The sequence below is a fragment of the Nocardia sp. NPDC049526 genome, assembly GCF_044465765.1.
In the GTDB taxonomy this organism is placed as follows: domain Bacteria; phylum Actinomycetota; class Actinomycetes; order Mycobacteriales; family Mycobacteriaceae; genus Nocardia.
This window is the reverse complement of record NZ_JBITMA010000008.1, coordinates 308,556-326,853: the sequence shown is the minus strand read 5'-3', so window position 1 is coordinate 326,853 and position 18,298 is coordinate 308,556. Positions and strand designations below refer to the sequence as shown.

The window sequence follows — 18,298 nt, the reverse complement described above, 5'->3', positions numbered from 1 at the left end:
GGCGCGCGATCTCACGGGCCCGGCGGGCGGATTTCGCCAAGACCGGGGGACGGTACGAGGTGGCCACGGGTCAGGCGCCCTTGGCGGGGACGACCTGCAAATACACCAGTGTCAGGATCAAGTTCACGAAGAACAGAACCATGAAGGTGATAACCACGGATTGGTTCACCGCGTCTCCGACTCCTTTCGGGCCCCCTTTGGGATGCAACCCCTTGTACGCGGCGATCACGCCTGCGATCAGACCGAATACCAAGGCCTTGATCTCGCCGATCCACAAGTCCGGCAGCTGGGCCAGCGCGGAGAACGAAGCGAGGTAGGCACCCGGTGTGCCGCCCTGCAGCAGCACGTTGAAGAAGTAGCCGCCCGCGATGCCGACCACCGACACCAGACCGTTGAGCAGTAGCGCGACCAACATCATGCCGAGCACGCGCGGCACGACCAGGCGCTGCACCGGGTCGATGCCGAGCACCTCCATCGCGTCGATCTCCTCACGGATGGTGCGCGCGCCCAAGTCTGCGGCGACCGCCGATCCGGCCGCACCCGCGATGATCAACGCGGTGACCACAGGGGCGGCCTGCTGGACAGTAGCCAGGACGCTGGTTGCGCCGGTAAACGATTCGGCGCCTAGTTGTTTGATCAAAGAGCCGGTCTGCAGCGCGACAACCGCACCGAACGGGATGGCAACCAATGCGCTTGGCAAGATCGAGACACTCGCGATGAACCACGACTGCTCGATGAATTCGCGCAACTGGAAAGGCCGTTTGAACGTCTTGCGCATAACGTCGATGAACAGCGCAAAGATGTTGCCGGCCTGGCCAAACCCCGACTCCATTGGAGTCCGCAATCGCGCCAGGGTGGAATTCACGATCGCAGATGTTACCCGTTAGTTGTGTTGTGGCGCACGGTAGTGTCGAATGACCCACCCTGGTATCCGCCCAGCTCGCTGTTCTGGTACGCCATCACCTGCGTGTCGTCGCTCTGCTCAAGTGACTCACGGATAGCGGCCTGGGCCGCGTGCGGCAGGGTGTGCATGATTTCGCGGACGCGCGCCTGACGGCGAAGCACCGCTTGGCGCACCGGCATACCGGGAGTGGCCCGCATCTGCGGAATGATGCCCTCGACCTCTTCGGCGCCACCATGATGGTGCCCGGCGTCCACGAGCGCCTGCTCGCGCGCCATCTGCGCCTCGTCCTTTTCCTCGGACATGCCGATCGGACCGATCATGCGGCCGTTGAGGAACTGTTTGACCACCGGCTCCTCCGAGGTCAGCAGCACCTCACGTGGACCGAACATCACCAGCGAGCGACGGAACAGCATCCCGATGTTGTCGGGCACCGTCCGCGCCAGGTTGATGTTGTGGGTCACGATCAGGATCGTCGCGTCGATCTGGGCGTTGATATCGATCAGCAACTGCGACAGATACGAGGTACGCACCGGGTCCAGACCCGAGTCCGGCTCGTCGACCAGGATGATCTGCGGGTCCAACACCAGGGCGCGGGCCAGACCGGCACGCTTGCGCATACCACCGGAGATCTCACCGGGCAGCTTGCCCTCCGCGCCCAGCAGACCGGTCAGCTCGAGCTTCTCCATCACGATCTTCTTGATGTCGGACTCGGACTTCTTGGTGTGCTCACGCAACGGGAACGCGACATTGTCGAACAGGTTCATCGAGCCGAACAGCGCGCCGTCCTGGAACAGCACACCGAACAGCTTGCGGATTTCGTAGAGCTCCTTATTGGAGCAAGTAGTGATATCGGTGCCGTCGATAAAGATGGAGCCGCGCTCAGGGCGCAGCAGACCGATCAGCGACTTCAGAAAGACGGATTTACCGGTACCCGAGGGGCCGAGCAGCGCGCTGACCTCCCCGGAGGGCAGCGTCAGGGAGACATCCTGCCAAATTCGCTGTGAACCGAAGGATTTGGTAACACCCTCGGTCCTGACCTCGACGCCCACGCCAACCTCCACAAATTCTCAGCGAGCCACCCACCGGCGAACCGCGCTATTCGGTATCACGGTGTGTCGCGTCACAGTGGGTGCGGTCACTGTAACCCATGAGCATGACGCGGCACACCCTTACCTGACCGAAGAGTAACCCCGGATCACTCGCAATATTCGCATTACCGTCGCACGCGTCATGACAACGCAAACGGGCGGCCCCCAATGGGGACCGCCCGTTCGACGAGTAGCTCGCGAATTACTTCACGGACACCTTGGCGCCGGCCTCTTCCAGCTTCGCCTTGGCAGCCTCGGCGGCGTCCTTGGCGACCTTCTCCAGGATCGGCTTCGGGGCGCTCTCGACGAGGTCCTTGGCTTCCTTCAGGCCCAGGCCCGAGACGATCTCACGGACCACCTTGATGACCTGGATCTTCTTGTCGCCGGCACCCTCGAGGACGACGTCGAACTCGTCCTGCTCCTCGGCGGCCTCGGCCGGAGCGGCAGCGCCACCGACAGCGGCGACGGCGACCGGAGCAGCCGCGGTGACCTCGAACTTCTCCTCGAACTTCTTGACGAAGTCCGACAGCTCGAGCAGGGTCATGTTGCCGAAGGTCTCGAGCAGTTCGTCAACGTTGGCCATTGTTGTTTCCTTTCGGTAGTTGGTTGTCTATGTGGGCGAGCCGCACGCGATCCACCCTGTGTTGAATTTGCGACGCTCGCGGGGCCCTGCGTGGTTACGCCGGCGCTGCCGCCTCCGGGCCCGTCGCTCCTGCCGCAAGGGGTGTTACTCGGCGGCAGCTCCGCCTTCTTCAGCCTGCTTCTTCTCCTGCAGCGCGGCAGCCAGGCGGGCCACCTGCGAAGCGGGAGCGTTGAACAGACCGGCAGCCTTCGCCAGGTTGCCCTTCATCGCGCCGGCCAGCTTGGCCAGCAGCACCTCGCGGGACTCCAGGTCGGCGATCTTCTCGACCTCGGCAACGGACAGCGCGGCGCCGTCCATGTACCCGCCCTTGATGATGAGCGCCTTGTTGTCCTTGGCGAAGGTCTTGATGGCCTTCGCTGCGTCGACCGGCTCGCCCTTGATGAAGGCGATGGCGGTCGGTCCGACGAACAAGTCGTCCAGGCCAACGACGCCCGCTTCCGCAGCCGCCCGCTTGACCAGGGTGTTCTTGGCGACGGAGTAGGTAGCGCCTTCGCCGAGCGCGCGACGCAGATCGGTGAGCTTACCGACCGACAGACCACGGTATTCCGTGATGACGGTGGCCGATGAGCTCTTGAACTGCTCCGTGATCTCCTCGACCGCGGTGACCTTCTCGGGTTTTGCCATACTTCGCCTCCTCTCTGGATGTCGGTTCGTATTCGAACTGCCGAGTACCAGGGGTCGCTAGCGACTGCTTGCAGATCGCTCGAAGGATCCAGCGATAAAGCAAACGCCCCGAACGCAGAGCGTTCCGGGGCGCAGTAGGTGATCGACCCAGGCATGACCCAGATCGAATCCCAGCCTCGGTCCTCCCTGCGTGGGCCGCCGGCTCGATGCCGGACCTTCGACCACGCCCGAATGGGCGCAGCGACCAACGGTCTTCGGTAGAACGGATTGGGTAGTCATCGAACTCGTCGATTACTTCGGTCCAGAGTAGCTGAACCAGCCCCCATCTGCCAAAACGGCTGCGAACGGAACCCTTCCGCGCTCGAATTGTTGTGGCCCAGATCACAATTCAGCCCAATATGTGTCGGACATCGCCGCAATAAGGTGTTACCAAGAGTGACAGTTACTGTTTGACTACTGAACTATGGCAACCTCCATAGTCGATCCACCGGTGCTGTTGGAACGACGCACCAGGCGCTTCATCGCTCTTGCTGTCATCTGCCTGGCAGAGCTGCTGGTCGTCCTCGACAACACCATCGTGAATGTGGCCCTGCCCTCCATCGGAGTGGAATTGGCCACCGACGTCAGCGGCCTGCAATGGGTCGTCGATGCGTACACCCTGACCTTCGCCGGATTGTTGCTCGCCTTCGGCAATCTCGGCGACCGCTACGGACGCCGCCGCGTCATGATGATCGGCCTGGTCGGCGTGGCCGTCATGTCGATCGGCGGTGCGCTGTCGGAATCCATGGGCAGCGTCATCGCCGCCCGCGCGGCGATGGGCATCTTCGCCGCGGCCGTCTTTCCCGCGACGCTGGCGCTGATCATCAATATCTTCACCGATAAGCGCGAGCGCGCACTGGCCATCGCCGCCTGGACGGCCATGGCCGGCTTCGCCATCGCGATCGGCCCGATCTCGGGCGGCTGGCTGCTGGAACACTTTTCGTGGCATTCGGTCTTCTGGATCAATGTGCCGGTGGCGCTGATCGCCCTGGCCGCCACTGTGATCTGGGTGCCCGAATCGCGATCGGCCCAGGTGGGGCGGCTTGATCTGCCGGGTATCGGATTGTCGGTCACCGGCATCACCGCACTGGTGTGGGCCATTATCGAAGCGCCACGCTACGGCTGGCTGTCCACGACCACACTCGGCGTCGGCGTACTCGGCCTCGCATTGCTCGCGGCGTTCATCACGTGGGAATTGCGTACCAGCGCACCGATTCTCGATATGCGGCTGTTCCGCAATCGCCGATTCTCCATGCCCGCCTTGGCGATTGCGGTCGGCTACTTCTCGATGTTCGGATTCCTGTTCCTTATCACTCAGTACTTCCAAGGGGTGCGGGAGTACACGCCGCTCGAATTCGGTATCGCCTCATTGCCGTTCGCGTTCTCGGTGGCGGTCGGCGCACCGATCGCGACGCTCATGGCGACCCGCATCGGCACCACACCGGTGATCGTATTCGGGTTGTTGCTCACCGGGGTCGGGCTGTATCTCGGCGGGCAGGTCACGGTGAACAGCAGTTATGTCATCGGTGTGCTGCCGTCCATGGTTTCGATGGCGCTCGGTCTGGCCATCGTGCAGGGTCCGGCCACCGAATCGATCATGTCGGCACTGCCCCTGGACGAAGCGGGCGCCGGGTCGGCAGTCAACGACACCACCCGTGAGATCGGCGGCACCCTCGGTGTCGCGGTACTCGGCTCGATTGTGGCCTCGTATTACACAACTCGCGTCTCGCCGCTGATCGACCGGGTGCCCGCCGGGATGATGAACTCCGACCAGCGCAGTCTGGTGAAGGCCAGTCCGCTCAGCGTGCTGGAAATCCGCAAACGAGAACTCGCGCCATTCTTCGACGCCCAGCGCGAAAACCTCATCATCGCAATGAAAACGGCAGCACTGCAGGGTTCACACGCCGCATCACTGGTCGCCGCGGGCGCGGTCGTGGTGTGCGCGCTGATCGTCGCCATCTTCCTACCGTGGGGCGTGCAGGAGGGCGGATCGGTGCTCCTCGGCTGGCGCAAATCCACAGAGCCCCACGAAAACTGACCATCGAGGCGAATCGAATGGTGGCTCGAACCCGGTCCGAAAGCCACCATTCGACTCGCCTGGGCGGGGGTCAGGCGGTGGTCTGGTGGACCAGGCGGGTGAGGGCGGCTAGTGCGCCGGTGCGGAATTCGGGGGTGGTGACCAAGCCGTCGGCGTCGACGGCATCGCGAGCTACCGGGAGGCGGGCACAGGTGGCCGGATCGACGATGGCACCGACGTAACCCAGCACCGTGGTCAGGGTGGTGGCCGCGCCTTCGCCGCGGCCTTGGGCGGCGACATTGAGGAAGGCAGTCGGCTTTTCGTACAGGTCGGCGGTGCCGACCGTCCAGTCGAGCAGGTTCTTGAAGCTGCCGGGGAGGGTACCTGCGTATTCGGGAGTGCAGAGCAGGACCGCGTCGGCGCGCGAAATATGTTCGTGCAGTGCGACAACCGACGGATGACCGGTACCGTCGTCATCCGGACTGAAGGCGGGAAGTTCGGCGAGGCCTTCGTACCAGAAGGTCCCGACACCCTCCGGCGCGATCGCCGCGACTGTGCGCAGTGCGGCGGTATTGGTCGAGGCACTACGCGTGCTTCCGGAGATGAGCAGTACGGCGGTCACCTCATGGCCAACCGTCGCCGCGCGTGAATTAGTCCGGTTCGCGGTCCGTCCACAGCACCGCGAGCGCCCACCTACGAGAATCTGCCGAATATGCGCGAAGGGCGGGAACGCGATTCGCGTTCCCGCCCTTGCGGTAATACTCAGCTTCCTGCGATAACGCTCAGCTTCCGAAGAGCTGGGCTACCGAAGAGCCAGGGTGCTACTTACGCATCCTCGTCGAGGAGGTTGCGGGTGCGGTTCGGGTCCACCGGGATGCCCGGTCCGGTGTTCGTCGAGACCGTCACCTTCTTGACGTAGCGGCCCTTGGCGGTCGACGGCTTGGCACGCAGGATCTCGTCCAGCGCGGCGCCGTAGTTCTCCACCAGCTTGGCGTCGTCGAAGGACGCCTTGCCGATGACGAAATGCAGGTTGGCCTGCTTGTCGACGCGGAAGTTGATCTTGCCGCCCTTGATGTCGTTGACGGCCTTGGTCACATCGTTGGTGACCGTGCCCGTCTTCGGGTTCGGCATCAGGCCGCGCGGGCCGAGGACACGCGCGATCCGGCCGACCTTGGCCATCTGGTCCGGGGTGGCGATCGCGGCGTCGAAGTCCAGCCAGCCGCCCTGGATCCGCTCGATCAGATCCTCGGCGCCGACGGCGTCCGCACCGGCGGCCTCGGCCTCGGCGGCCTTCTCACCGGCCGCGAACACGATGACGCGGGCGGTCTTACCGGTGCCGTGCGGCAGGTTGACCGTGCCGCGGACCATCTGGTCAGCCTTGCGGGGATCCACACCGAGACGAACGGCGACCTCGACGGTCGCGTCGGTCTTGGTGGTTGCGGTCTCCTTCGCCAGGCGCGCGGCGGCCAGCGGGGAGTAGAGCTGAGTGCGATCGACCTTCTCGGCCGCGGCGAGATACGCCTTGCTTCGTTTTGCCATGATTGTCTGTCCTTAATGTGGTTCAGAAGTGGTTATCGGGTCTGGCCGACCCTCCCACCGGGATTGCGAGTGCGAAACTCACGCCTCGACGGTGATACCCATCGAGCGCGCGGTGCCCGCGATGATCTTGGCCGCCTGGTCGATGTCCTTGGCGTTCAGATCTTCCTGCTTGGTCTTGGCGATCTCCCGGACCTGGTCCATGGTGACCTTCGCGACCTTGGTCTTGTGCGGCTCGGCCGAGCCCTTCTGCACACCGGCGGCCTTGAGCAGCAGCTTGGCGGCAGGCGGGGTCTTCAGCTTGAAGTCGAAGGTCCGGTCCTCGTACACCGAGATCTCGACCGGAATGACGTTGCCACGCTGCGACTCGGTCGCGGCGTTGTACGCCTTGCAGAACTCCATGATGTTGACGCCGTGCTGACCGAGCGCGGGGCCGACCGGAGGGGCCGGGTTCGCCTGGCCGGCCTGGATCTGAAGCTTGATGATCCCGGCGAGCTTCTTCTTCTTGGGGGGCATCTTTCTTTCCTAGGGTTTTTGTGTCCTTGCTCTTTGCAAGATTGGGGGTGCTAGATCTTCGCGACCTGGGTGAACGCCAGCTCGACCGGAGTCTCGCGACCGAAGATCGACACGAGCACCTTGAGCTTCTGCTGCTCGGCATTGACCTCGGAGATGCTGGCGGGCAGCGTCGCGAACGGGCCGTCCATCACGGTCACCGACTCGCCGACCTCGAAGTCGACCTCGATGACCGGCTTGGGCGCGATATCGGTGGCGGTCGAAGCCGCGGCGGCGGCCTCGGCAGCGGGCTTCTTCTGCTGCTGCGCGGCCGGGACCAGGAACTTCACCACATCGTCGATGGAAAGCGGCGACGGGCGCGAGGTGGCACCGACGAAACCGGTGACACCGGGGGTGTTGCGCACCGCGCCCCACGACTCGTCGTTGAGTTCCATCCGGACCAGGATGTAACCGGGCAGCACCTTGCGGTTGACGTGCTTGCGCTGGCCGTTCTTGATCTCGGTGACCTCTTCGGTCGGCACCTCGACCTGGAAGATGTAGTCCTCGAGGTCCAGGTTCTGCACGCGGGTCTCGAGATTGGCCTTCACCTTGTTCTCGTAACCGGCGTACGAGTGAATTACGTACCAATCGCCGGGTGCGCGCCGCAGCGCGGCCTTCATCTCGGCGACCGGATCGGCGGGTTCGGCATCGACAGGAGCGGCCTCGACAACTTCGGCGTCAGCGGCGTCGGATTCGTCGACAACAGCTTCCTCGACGGCCGCGGACTCCTCGACGGTCTGCACCGCTTCGTCGACCGGGAACTCGTCGGTTGTGTCGTTCTCCGGGGTGCTCACTGGGGCACTCGCTTCCTGTGTCGTCACGTACATCCTTTGCGTACCGGGCCGGGCGCGCTGTAACGCGCCGGCCCGGGGTCGGCTACCGGCGTCGGCGGCGATCAGCTAGCCGAACAGCCAGTTGACACCCTTGATGAACGCCAGATCCAACCCGCTGATGAACGCGACCATGAAGATCACGAACACCAGAACAACGCTCGTATAGGTGACCATCTGCTTCCGGTTGGGCCAGATCACCTTGCGCAGTTCCGCGACTACTTCGCGCAGGAACTTGATCAAACGCTTGAACGGGTTACCCGTCTTCTTGCGTTCGGCCCGATCGGTCTTCTTGGCTGCCTTGCCCGATGCGGGCCGATCGATCGTGGCGACCGAGCCCGAATCGGCATTGCGACTGCGCCGCGCGGACCGCTTACCGCTCGGCCGAGCCACCGCGGCGGTGTCGTCGTCCTCGGCATGCGCGCCGTGGCGATTATCCCGCTCGTCGCTCACGTCGATCCTTTCGTCGCTGGCATCCAGGGCAGGGGCGACAGGACTTGAACCTGCAACCTGCGGTTTTGGAGACCGCTGCTCTGCCAGTTGAGCTACGCCCCTTCGGTTGGACGATCCAGCTGTCCAACCACTGTTCAGTGTTCAGTTGTCGTTCTTCCATCTGGTGTCACACAACACGCGCGCCACTCCGGCAGTTGCCGGCCCCGTCGGCGAATCCTTGCGGACTCACCTGGAACCAGCCCTTGCAGAGCAGCGCGCAGCGGCTGGTGACCCCAGAAATCTGAGTGTACGTTACCGCCCGCGGCATATGCCAATCAGGGTCGCTCGACCAGGTCAGGCCAGTTGGACCGTCGCGGTGGCGCGTCCGAAGATCTTCTTGCCCGCCGACTTCGCCACGATGGCGACGACCGCGGTCCGGGTCTCCGGATCCACCGACTTCACCTTACCCGTGTACTCGACCTCCGCAGGCTCCTCGGAGCCGACGTAGACCGGGCTGGTGAAGCGGACGTTGTACTCCTTGACCGCGCCGGGATCGCCGAGCCAGGAGGTGACGAAACCGCCGCCGAGGCCCATGGTGAGCATGCCGTGCGCGACCACGTTGTCCAGGCCGACCAGCTTGACGACCTCGTCACTCCAGTGGATCGGGTTCGCGTCGCCGGAGACGCCCGCGTAGTTCACCAGATCGCCACGGGTCAGGCGGACGGTGCGCGGGGGCAGCTCGTCGCCGACGGCGATGTCCTCGAAGTTGATCGCGTGCTTGCTCGGCACGATCGCAGGCACCACGCGCGCCGCGGCCACATCTGTGGCGGCCTGGGTGCGCGGATGATGGCTCGGGGCGTTCTCGTCGATGCCGTGCATGAGCACATTGCGGACCGCGCCCTGCAGGTTCGGATCGATATCGCCGCCGCTGCGCCCGATCAGAGTGGTGTAGGTGGTGAGCACCAGCTCGTCGTTCTGCGCGGTGACGATGTTCTTGGTGACGATGATGTCGCCGCCGAATGCCTGCCGGAACGAGTGCAGGTACACGTCGCAGACCAGCTGGTCGCCGACCTTGATGGGCCGGTGGAATTCCAGGATCTGATCGGTCTGCATGATCTGGCTCAGGTCGTAGCCCGTGACGATCTGCTCGAAGAGCTTGCGCTGGGCCAGAATTCCGACCAGGGAGATGAAGGTGAGCGGGGCCAGCAGGGCGTCGTGGCCGTACTCCTGCGCGGAATCTTCATCCCAGTGCACCGGGTGGTAATCCTGCACGGCGCGGGCGTATTCACGCACCTTCTCGCGGCCGACCTCGTAGTAGTCGTCGACGCGGTAGTGATGACCGACCATCGCCGCGGCGTGCGCCGCGGGATCGAGTTCTTCGTCCACAGCGACCGCTTCGTCTGTACCGGTGTTGATTGTCACGGGAGGACTGTACCTATCTGACCCCGAGCCCCGGAGTCGACGGAGCGTTCAACCACCGCACTCGAGTCGTGAAACACGTCAGGGCCGGACATATGTCCGGCCCTCGCAAGTGTCACGACCCGAGAATCCGGGACGAACCCGGAAGCCAATCAACGCGGCAGCGGCACGCGTGGTGGACTAGCGGGATTCGCGGTGCGCCCGGTGGGTGCCACAGTTCGGGCAGAACTTCTTCAGCTCCAGCCGATCCGGGTCGTTGCGCCGGTTCTTCTTGGTGATGTAGTTGCGGTGCTTGCACTGCTCGCAGGCCAAGGTGATCTTTGGCCGGACATCGGTGGACTTCGCGGCCACGATATTCCTTCTTTCGGGTCAACCAGATGGTCTGATCGGTCTTTGGTAGCGATGGCCGGACTTGAACCGGCGACACAACGATTATGAGTCGTTTGCTCTACCGACTGAGCTACACCGCCACGGGGTCGCATTGCCTGGTGATGCCGCGCCCAACCTTGGAGATGCCGAGTCGGTCACCACCGGCAATCCGGCGAGCCCCCTAACGGAATCGAACCGTTGACCTTTTCCTTACCATGGAAACGCTCTGCCGACTGAGCTAAGGGGGCATGACTAGCTCCGCACCGTGACCAACGTTCAGGACTCCGGCGCGGCGAAGTCTTGAACGAGGTTACACACTCACTGGTCGCACCTCCAAACCGGGTGGTCAGAGCGATTTTTGCGGCCACTCGCGAGCGACTGCTTGCAGGTCGCTCGAAAGGATCAGCCACGACGCCTACCGGTAATTGACGAACTGCAGCGCGATGCCGAAGTCATCACCCTTCAGCAATGCGATCACCGCCTGCAGATCGTCGCGCTTCTTACTGGAGACGCGTAGTTCGTCACCCTGGATCTGCGCCTTGACGCCCTTGGGGCCCTCGTCGCGGATCTTCTTGGAAATCTTCTTCGCATGCTCGGCGTCGATGCCCTGCACCAGCGTGCCGGTGATTTTGTAGGTCTTGCCGGAGGCCGCGGGCTCGCCGGCATCGAAGGCCTTCAGCGAGATATCGCGGCGAATCAGCTTTTCCTTGAAGACGTCCAGCGCCGCCTTGACCCGCTCCTCGGCCTCGGCACTGAGCACGATCTTGTCCTCACCGGACCATTCGATACTCGCGCCGGTGCCACGGAAGTCGTAGCGGGTGTTCAGCTCCTTCTCCGCCTGATGCAGCGCGTTGTCGACCTCCTGACGGTCGACCTTGCTGACAACATCGAAAGACGAATCGGCCACACTTCGCTCCTGTCCTGGCGGTCCAACGGGTCCTGGCTGACCATTTCGAGCGATCTGCAAGCAGTCGCCGGCGACCAGATGATCCGGTCACCGTCAGTTCTACCCCGGAGCGCGACCGTAGTCCCGTCGCATGGCCGATGGCCAGCCGGTTTGCATTCAGGGTGCAGGTTCGTTGTAAGCTGCTCTGCGCGCCGAGAAGCGCGAAGGCAGGTTGCCCGAGCGGCCAATGGGAGCAGACTGTAAATCTGTCGGTGAAAGCCTACGTAGGTTCGAATCCTACACCTGCCACCGAAAACCCCCGTCGATCATCATGATCGACGGGGGTTTCTCATTTCTCCGCATTTACCGCTGTCGAAGTTCAGCCGGGTCGGTCGCATTCAGGGTTGTCACGAGTTCGTCCTCCTCGTAACTGAAATGGGTTTCCAATTCATCGGCGAGACGGTCGAATTCGGTGCGCAACCGGGCCGCGTCGGCACTGTTCAGCAACTGTTGCAATTCGGCCAGTGCCGTGGCAACCACACCGTGCTCACGCTGCAACCGCTCGACCACTGGAGCCAATTCGGGATGCCGGCGGACCAGCGCCGGGAAGACACCGTCCTCATTGGTGTGATGCTCATGCAGCGCGCCACAGAACGCGACACAGTGGGCACGCAGATCAGTTGGCAGACTTGGAATTTCACTCGAATCGTCGAGTTGTGCACGGACCGTCGCGAGATCACGACGCAATTGCTCGTGCACCGTCCGCAGATGGTCCCCGATGGCGGCGGCGCGTGGGGCCGTCTGCTGCGGGGCCGCATCACCCGAGCCGACGATCGCGGCGGAGACGCCCGCGACCGTGGTCGCGGCGACCGCCGCACCGACGATCACGCCGCGTCGGCCGATCACGGATCGCCGTTCCCGATACAGCGCGATCACCGGTATGACTCTCGAGGTTCCCGCTTGATACGCGGCAAATGCCGGATCGCGCTCGGCCTGCTCGGCGTAGCGCTGATCGCGCTCGACACCCGCCAGCACTGTTGCGGTGGCCCGAAAAGACTCGACGCCGGCCGCTTCGCCGATCTCCACGGTGACGGCCGGATTCCGCTGCACGTTGTAGTACCACGCCGGATGGGTGTCGGCTCCAGCGTTCGAGCCGAAGATCAGTAGACGATCGCCGTCTCGGTAATAGACGACCGGCGTCGTGTGCTCGCGTCCGCTTTTCGCGCCGACCGTGGTCAGCAGGATGAGCGGCACACCCTCGAACATCGCGCCGACCGACCCCGCGTTCGCGCGGAACTCCTCGATGATCGCCGCATTGAAATCCGCCGCCGAAGTCGGCTGTGCATCTGTCATGTCCTGCGTCCTTCCGGATCGCCGGGCAGACCGGCGACCGCTGGTACTAGCCTTGCCAGAGAGATTAGATTTTGCTTTGCAAGCAAAATTACTTTGTAGGCAAAGGTTATTTGGAGGTGTGCGGGATGTCAACGGGTGCGCGTGGCATCGGGGTGGACGAGGGCATTCGGAGTCTGCTGCTGCTCATGCCGCGGGTGGTGGGGCGGGCCAAGAAGATGCGCGTTCCCGAAGAGTTGCAATCGTTTTCGCTTGCTCCGCGGCATCTGTCACTGCTGGCGAATCTGGTGTTCGAGGGGCCGATGACAGTGAACGCGCTGGCCGCACGGCTGGAAGTCGCGCCGACGACCGTCAGTCTGATGGTGGGCGATCTGAGCCGTCAGGGGGTGCTGGAACGCCGCCCGGATGCGGCGGATCGCCGTCGGACCATCGTCGCCATCGCGGCGGCGCACGAGAAGTCGGTCAATGCCTGGCTCGGTGGCAGTGCGCGGGCCTGGCGGAGGGTGCTCGAGCCGTTGAATGCCGAGCAGCGGCGGATGTTCGTCGAGACGCTACGGGCCTACGAACAGGAACTCGCGGCCGAACACGATTGAGCGCGTCGGGTCCGCCGATCAGTAGTTGCGGGGCCCGCCCGCCATTTCCTCGAGACGGGCGATGCGATCGGCCATCGGAGGGTGGGTGGAGAACAGGCGTGCCGCACGCTCACCGGCCCGGAACGGGTTGGCGATCATCAAGTGCGACTGCGCCGTCAGCTGCGGCTCAGGGGGCAGCGGGGCGGCCTGTACGCCGCGTTCCAGCTTGCGCAGCGCCGAGGCCAGGGCGAGCGGATCGCCGGTCAGCTCGGCGCCGGATTGGTCGGCTTGATATTCGCGAGAGCGGGAGACGGCCAATTTGACCAGAGTCGCGGCGATCGGACCGAGCAGCGTCACCAGGATCACGCCGAGGATATTGGGGCCGTCGCCATTGCGGTTGCCGCCGAACATCGAGGCGAAGAAGGCCAGGTTGGCCAGACCGGAGATGACCGCGGCCAGTGCGCCCGCGATCGAGGAGATCAGGATGTCGCGGTTGTAGACGTGCGATAGCTCGTGGCCGAGTACCGCGCGTAGTTCGCGCTCGTCGAGGATCTGCAGGATGCCGCTGGTACAGCAGACCGCGGCGTGGCGCGGACTGCGTCCGGTCGCGAACGCGTTGGGGGCGTTGGTCGGGCTGATATAGAGCCGCGGCATCGGCTGACGCGCCGTGGTCGCGAGCTCGCGCACGATGCGATAGACGACCGGGGCCTCCAGCTCACTGACCGGCTGGGCGTGCATGGCCTTGAGCGCGATCTTGTCGCTGTAGAAATAGGCGTAGGCATTCATGCCGACGGCGAGCAGGATCGCCAGGAAGAGAATCGTCGGGCTGCGGAACATCGCCCCGGCGAACACGATCAAGGCCGAGAGGCCGACCATGAGCCCGAACGTCTTCAGCCCATTCGCATACCCGTGCCCGTGCATAGGTCTCCTTGCCCACTCCCCCGTCCGTCGAGTGTCTTACGGCAGATCAACGATAGAGATCGTGGGCAAAGTTCCGGATGTGATCCAGTCCGGCGCGCCGGTGCGAACCACTAGCCGACGCGTTCGATGGTGTAACGGACCAGGTGCTCGAGGGCGTCGTTGGCTGGACCCGACGGCAGCGCGGAGAGTTCGGCGTGCGCGATATCGGCGTAGCTCTGCAGCTTCTCCTTGGCCAGCACCATGCCGCGGGAGTGGGCGAGCAGGGACAGCGCCTCCTCGACCTCGTCGTCGGTCTGCAGCGGGTGGGCCAGCAGTTTACGCAGGCGGTCGCCCTCGGCGCCCTCGTCGCGCAGCGCGTACAGCACCGGCAGGGTGTGCACGCCCTCGCGCAGGTCGGTACCCGGCGTTTTACCGGATTGTTCGGCGGCCGAGGAGATGTCGATGATGTCGTCGGAGATCTGGAAGGCGGTGCCGACCGCATCGCCGAGCCGGGCCAACCGCTCGACGTGTTCGGCATCGGCGCCGGAGAAGGTGCCGCCGAAGCGTCCGGCCGCGGCGATCAGCGAGCCGGTCTTCTCCCAGACCACGCGCAGGTAATGCTCGACCGGATCCTGGGATTCGCGGGCGCCCATGGTTTCCCGCATCTGACCGGTGACCAGTTCGGCGAAGGTTTCGGCGATGATCCGCACCGCATCGGGGCCCAAAGTCGAAGTGAGCCGTGACGCGTGTGCGAAGAGATAGTCGCCGGCGAGGATGGCGATGCTGTTGCCCCAGCGCGAATTCACGCTCGGGGCGCCGCGACGCATCGGGGCCTCGTCCATGACGTCGTCGTGGTACAGAGTCGCCAGGTGCACCAGCTCGACCACGGTGCCCGCCGTGATCAGCGCCGGATCGGTGGGGCGCGGACCGAGCTGGCCGGTGAGGATGGTGAACAGCGGGCGGAATCGCTTGCCCCCGGCCTTGGCCAGATGCAGCGCCGCCTCCTGTAGGAACAGCTCGCCGTCGGACAGCTCATCGATCAGGAGTTTTTCGACATCGATCAGGCCATTGCGCACAGTCTCCGCGAGCTCGGTATCACCGAGATCGACTCCGGCCACCACCGTGCTCTCATCACTCACAGCCGATGTGCTCATCTCTTCTCCCAGCGATGCGTCCGACCCCACGGTAGAGAACCTAGCGTGTCCCCGCCGCGCGGCCCATGAACACCGTCACTATGCGGTGTATCAGACACTTTTCCATATCGTTTTCCGACCTCATCGATCGCATGGTCTGCGCCACGAGCAGGCTCCATCGACACGAACCGAATGCTCCTGCGAGTATTGAGCGCATGGGTTCACCGGATGTCACCCCCGTCGGCGGGGACGGGGAGACGCAGAGCGCGATTCCCACACAGACCGAAGTGCTCGTGGTCGGCGCCGGGCCGGCCGGATCGGCCGCCGCGGCCTGGGCCGCACGGGCCGGCCGCGATGTCCTGCTCATCGATTCCGCCGTCTTCCCACGTGACAAGACCTGCGGCGATGGACTCACCCCCCGCGCGACCGCCGAATTGGAGCACCTCGGGCTCGGCGACTGGCTGCGCGCGCACACCGTGAACCACGGCCTGCGGCTGACGGGTTTCGGTCGCGAGGCGCTGCTGCCGTGGCCGGGCGGTTCCTTCCCAACGTATGGAAGTGCCGTTCCCCGAACCGAACTCGACGACAAGCTGCGTGAGACAGCTGTGAAGTCCGGGGCCAGGATGCTGGATGGCACGAAAGTGATCGATGTCATCCGGGAGGGTGATCGCGTCACGGGTGTGACGGTGAAGACGGCGGAGGGCACCCGTTCGATCGGATGCAAGACGCTCGTCGTCGCCGACGGTGTCCGCTCGCCGATCGGAAAACTGCTCGGGCGCACCTGGCATCGGCAGTACGCCTATGGCACCGCGGCCCGCGCCTACATCAAGTCCGCGCGCAGCGACGACCAGTGGATCACCTCGCATCTGGAGCTGCGCAATGCCGACGGCGACTTGGTACCCGGCTACGGCTGGGTGTTCCCGCTGGGCAATGGCGAGGTGAATATCGGCGTCGGCTCGCTGGCCACCGAACAGCGGCCCTCGCATATCGCGCTGAAACCGCTGCTGGAGCACTACACCTCGTTGCGCCGCGAGGAGTGGCAGTTCGAGGGTTCGCCGCGGGCGGTCGCATCCGCACTGCTGCCGATGGGCGGGGCGGTATCGAATGTCGCGGGGCGCAATTGGGTGCTGATCGGCGATGCCGCGGGCTGTGTGAATCCGCTCAACGGCGAGGGCATCGATTACGGACTGGAGGGCGGGCACATGCTCGCCGAACTGCTGGACGAACCGGATCTCACGACGGTGTGGCCGGAGCTCTTGCGTACCCGCTACGGTCGGACGTTCTCGGTGGCGCGACGAATCGCCGGTCTGGCGACCCACCCCAGGATGGTGCCGATGGGCGGGCCGCCGGTGATGCGGTCGAAATATCTGCAGCGCACCGCGGTTCGGGTGATGGGCAATCTGGTCACCGACGAGGATCTGGATCTGACGGCAAGGGCCTGGCGAGCCGCGGGCCGGGCGTCCTATCGCTTCGACGAACTCGCACCCTTCACCTGAGATGACCGGATTACCCGCGCTCTACCTACTTCCGCATCTGCGGCGGGCGCGGGATCTTGCGGACCGGAACTATGCCGAGCCGTTGAATCTGGACGAATTGGCCGCCGCCGCCAGGGTTTCGAAGTATCACTTCCTGCGCGCGTTCGCGGCCGTATACGGCGTGACGCCCGCGGCATATCTGGCGGAGCGACGGATCGAGCGGGCACAGGACTATCTGCGGGCCACCAACCTCACCGTGACCGAGGTCTGCATGCTGGTCGGGTACAGCAGTCTCGGATCGTTCAGCAGTAAGTTCCGGCAGTTGGTCGGGGTGACGCCGTCGGAGTATCAGGCCAAATTCGCGGATGGCGCGCCACGGATTCCTGGCTGCTATGTGTTCATGCACGGGCTGTCGGATCGCAAGCCGCGGGGCTGAGGCTCAGCGGTTCGCACAGCTCAGCAATTTCGGAGAAGCGTCCAGGTCGACGCGTTTCCTAGCCTATCGGCATGACTATTACGAATGTCTCGCTGGTCACCGTGTACGTCACCGACCAGGACGCGGCCAAGCAGTGGTACACCGAAAAGCTGGGGTTCGTCGAGCGCACGGATCTGACCATGGGCGACAACGGATTCCGCTGGGTCAGCATCGCACATCCCGATCATCCCGAACTCGAGGTCACCCTGATGATTCCGGGACCGCCGCTGGATGACAATCTCGCCGACGCCATCCGCCGGGCCCTGGCCAACGGCACCAACGGCGCGCTCGGCCTGAAGACCGACGACTGCCAGAAGACCTTCGAGGAATTGACCGCAAAGGGCGTGGAGTTCATCCAGCCGCCCGCCGAACGGCCCTATGGCACCGAGGCGATCATCCGGGACAACTCCGGCAACTGGCTGGTGCTGGTGGAGCCCAAGGAATTCAGCCCGGAGGATTTCGCCTAGCCGATGAGCCCGGCACGCCCCGACCTTCGCCGGGGCGTTCGGAACGGGTCAGGCGCTCGCCTGCGCGGCGACCCACCCCTCGATATGTTTGCGCTCGCTCTCGAGCACCCGATGATGCAGCTGCTCGGCCAGCGGTTCGATGGCACCGCCGACCAGCGGCACCTTGACCCGCACGGTGCCGACGACCTCGATCTCGGACCCCTCAACGGTCGGGCGCAGTTCGTAGGTGCCCGACATTTCGCTGCTGACACCGCCGGTGGCGCCCTCGAAGGTGCCCTTGGCGATTTCGCCGTCCAATGCCTGCCAGTTGTCGGTGCGCGAGAGCACCAGTTCGCTCCTGAGTACCTTGCTCACGATGCCGGGAACCTTGTCATCGCTTGCTTTTTCGGTCATATGTATACGGATGGTGCCCGCGCCCTGCGGATGCGAGAGATCGAGTGTGGCGGTCTGCGCACCGGCGAACCGGGACTGCCAGACGTCATCGGTGGTGAGTGCCCGGTGAAGATCTTCGACCGGGACGGCGTAGGGCACGGTGAAGCTGAATTTTCGGGACATGGGCGCAAACGGTATCGGAGGCGGCAAGTAGC

Annotated in this window: 21 protein-coding genes and 4 tRNA genes; 6 read left to right on the top strand and 19 right to left on the bottom strand. The window is 64.3% G+C overall.

Annotated elements, in window-relative coordinates; genetic code table 11:
• Positions 1-70 precede the first annotated feature (70 nt).
• The 4 genes from ACIBW7_RS26130 to rplJ form a co-directional block, all read right to left on the bottom strand.
• Positions 71-832, bottom strand: coding sequence for an MlaE family ABC transporter permease (locus ACIBW7_RS26130; RefSeq protein WP_397050809.1), 762 nt, complete (start codon positions 830-832; stop codon positions 71-73).
• A 44-nt stretch (positions 833-876) separates the two neighbouring features.
• Positions 877-1,953, bottom strand: a complete 1,077-nt coding sequence (locus tag ACIBW7_RS26125; RefSeq protein WP_174415162.1) for an ABC transporter ATP-binding protein — start codon at positions 1,951-1,953, stop codon at positions 877-879.
• Between the two features lie 241 nt (positions 1,954-2,194).
• Entirely contained in the window at positions 2,195-2,575 is a 381-nt protein-coding gene (gene rplL / locus ACIBW7_RS26120) for a 50S ribosomal protein L7/L12 (RefSeq protein ID WP_043698929.1), read from the bottom strand.
• 144 nt (positions 2,576-2,719) lie between these two features.
• A complete protein-coding gene (rplJ, locus tag ACIBW7_RS26115; protein WP_364358575.1) occupies positions 2,720-3,259 on the bottom strand; it encodes a 50S ribosomal protein L10 in 540 nt (179 codons plus the stop codon).
• Between the two features lie 463 nt (positions 3,260-3,722).
• On the opposite strand from rplJ, the gene ACIBW7_RS26110 reads away from it, so the two are divergent.
• Positions 3,723-5,336, top strand: coding sequence for an MFS transporter (locus ACIBW7_RS26110; RefSeq protein WP_397050583.1), 1,614 nt, complete (start codon positions 3,723-3,725; stop codon positions 5,334-5,336).
• A 70-nt stretch (positions 5,337-5,406) separates the two neighbouring features.
• Here the strand turns inward: ACIBW7_RS26110 and ACIBW7_RS26105 are convergent, their stop codons facing one another.
• From ACIBW7_RS26105 to ACIBW7_RS26055, 11 genes are all read right to left on the bottom strand, one after another.
• Entirely contained in the window at positions 5,407-5,937 is a 531-nt protein-coding gene (locus tag ACIBW7_RS26105) for an NADPH-dependent FMN reductase (RefSeq protein WP_397050582.1), read from the bottom strand.
• A gap of 203 nt (positions 5,938-6,140) precedes the next feature.
• Entirely contained in the window at positions 6,141-6,854 is a 714-nt protein-coding gene (gene rplA / locus ACIBW7_RS26100) for a 50S ribosomal protein L1 (protein WP_354960268.1), read from the bottom strand.
• Between the two features lie 78 nt (positions 6,855-6,932).
• Positions 6,933-7,367, bottom strand: a complete 435-nt coding sequence (rplK, locus tag ACIBW7_RS26095; protein WP_040696015.1) for a 50S ribosomal protein L11 — start codon at positions 7,365-7,367, stop codon at positions 6,933-6,935.
• 50 nt (positions 7,368-7,417) lie between these two features.
• Positions 7,418-8,197, bottom strand: coding sequence for a transcription termination/antitermination protein NusG (gene nusG, locus ACIBW7_RS26090; RefSeq protein ID WP_040696017.1), 780 nt, complete (start codon positions 8,195-8,197; stop codon positions 7,418-7,420).
• A 105-nt stretch (positions 8,198-8,302) separates the two neighbouring features.
• The gene (gene secE / locus ACIBW7_RS26085; protein WP_387294390.1) at positions 8,303-8,686 is read right to left on the bottom strand and encodes a preprotein translocase subunit SecE; all 384 of its coding nucleotides are present in this window, start codon (positions 8,684-8,686) and stop codon (positions 8,303-8,305) included.
• Between the two features lie 29 nt (positions 8,687-8,715).
• A tRNA-Trp gene (locus ACIBW7_RS26080) sits at positions 8,716-8,788 on the bottom strand.
• Between the two features lie 231 nt (positions 8,789-9,019).
• On the bottom strand, positions 9,020-10,081 hold the full coding sequence (locus tag ACIBW7_RS26075) for a fused (3R)-hydroxyacyl-ACP dehydratase subunits HadA/HadB (RefSeq protein ID WP_397050806.1): 1,062 nt from the start codon (positions 10,079-10,081) through the stop codon (positions 9,020-9,022).
• Positions 10,082-10,264: 183 nt separating this feature from the next.
• On the bottom strand, positions 10,265-10,435 hold the full coding sequence (gene rpmG / locus ACIBW7_RS26070; RefSeq protein WP_011211653.1) for a 50S ribosomal protein L33: 171 nt from the start codon (positions 10,433-10,435) through the stop codon (positions 10,265-10,267).
• Positions 10,436-10,478: 43 nt separating this feature from the next.
• A tRNA-Met gene (locus ACIBW7_RS26065) sits at positions 10,479-10,554 on the bottom strand.
• Positions 10,555-10,628: 74 nt separating this feature from the next.
• Positions 10,629-10,701, bottom strand: a tRNA-Thr gene (locus ACIBW7_RS26060).
• A gap of 167 nt (positions 10,702-10,868) precedes the next feature.
• Positions 10,869-11,360, bottom strand: a complete 492-nt coding sequence (locus tag ACIBW7_RS26055) for a YajQ family cyclic di-GMP-binding protein (RefSeq protein WP_397050579.1) — start codon at positions 11,358-11,360, stop codon at positions 10,869-10,871.
• Positions 11,361-11,565: 205 nt separating this feature from the next.
• Here ACIBW7_RS26055 and ACIBW7_RS26050 point away from each other — a divergent pair.
• Positions 11,566-11,648 (top strand) — tRNA-Tyr (locus tag ACIBW7_RS26050).
• A gap of 54 nt (positions 11,649-11,702) precedes the next feature.
• Here ACIBW7_RS26050 and ACIBW7_RS26045 read toward each other — a convergent pair.
• A complete protein-coding gene (locus tag ACIBW7_RS26045; protein WP_397050577.1) occupies positions 11,703-12,692 on the bottom strand; it encodes a nitroreductase/quinone reductase family protein in 990 nt (329 codons plus the stop codon).
• A 125-nt stretch (positions 12,693-12,817) separates the two neighbouring features.
• Here ACIBW7_RS26045 and ACIBW7_RS26040 point away from each other — a divergent pair, with 125 nt between their 5' ends.
• The gene (locus ACIBW7_RS26040) at positions 12,818-13,282 is read left to right on the top strand and encodes a MarR family transcriptional regulator (RefSeq protein WP_397050575.1); all 465 of its coding nucleotides are present in this window, start codon (positions 12,818-12,820) and stop codon (positions 13,280-13,282) included.
• Between the two features lie 18 nt (positions 13,283-13,300).
• Here the strand turns inward: ACIBW7_RS26040 and htpX are convergent, their stop codons facing one another.
• Both htpX and ACIBW7_RS26030 read right to left on the bottom strand, forming a co-directional pair.
• A complete protein-coding gene (gene htpX, locus ACIBW7_RS26035) occupies positions 13,301-14,182 on the bottom strand; it encodes a zinc metalloprotease HtpX (RefSeq protein ID WP_397050573.1) in 882 nt (293 codons plus the stop codon).
• A 110-nt stretch (positions 14,183-14,292) separates the two neighbouring features.
• Positions 14,293-15,315 carry a polyprenyl synthetase family protein gene (locus ACIBW7_RS26030; RefSeq protein WP_387294385.1) on the bottom strand — a complete coding sequence of 341 codons (1,023 nt, stop codon included), beginning with the start codon at positions 15,313-15,315 and terminating at the stop codon, positions 14,293-14,295.
• Between the two features lie 194 nt (positions 15,316-15,509).
• On the opposite strand from ACIBW7_RS26030, the gene ACIBW7_RS26025 reads away from it, so the two are divergent.
• The 3 genes from ACIBW7_RS26025 to ACIBW7_RS26015 all read left to right on the top strand — a co-directional run bounded on the left by ACIBW7_RS26025 (position 15,510) and on the right by ACIBW7_RS26015 (position 17,711).
• Positions 15,510-16,790 carry a geranylgeranyl reductase family protein gene (locus ACIBW7_RS26025; RefSeq protein WP_397050570.1) on the top strand — a complete coding sequence of 427 codons (1,281 nt, stop codon included), beginning with the start codon at positions 15,510-15,512 and terminating at the stop codon, positions 16,788-16,790.
• 1 nt (position 16,791) lies between these two features.
• Positions 16,792-17,205, top strand: a complete 414-nt coding sequence (locus ACIBW7_RS26020; protein WP_397050568.1) for a helix-turn-helix transcriptional regulator — start codon at positions 16,792-16,794, stop codon at positions 17,203-17,205.
• Positions 17,206-17,276: 71 nt separating this feature from the next.
• Positions 17,277-17,711, top strand: a complete 435-nt coding sequence (locus ACIBW7_RS26015; protein ID WP_327094007.1) for a VOC family protein — start codon at positions 17,277-17,279, stop codon at positions 17,709-17,711.
• Between the two features lie 48 nt (positions 17,712-17,759).
• Here ACIBW7_RS26015 and ACIBW7_RS26010 read toward each other — a convergent pair whose 3' ends face one another.
• Positions 17,760-18,266, bottom strand: a complete 507-nt coding sequence (locus ACIBW7_RS26010; protein WP_397050565.1) for a DUF2505 domain-containing protein — start codon at positions 18,264-18,266, stop codon at positions 17,760-17,762.
• Between the last annotated feature and the right edge of the window lie 32 nt (positions 18,267-18,298).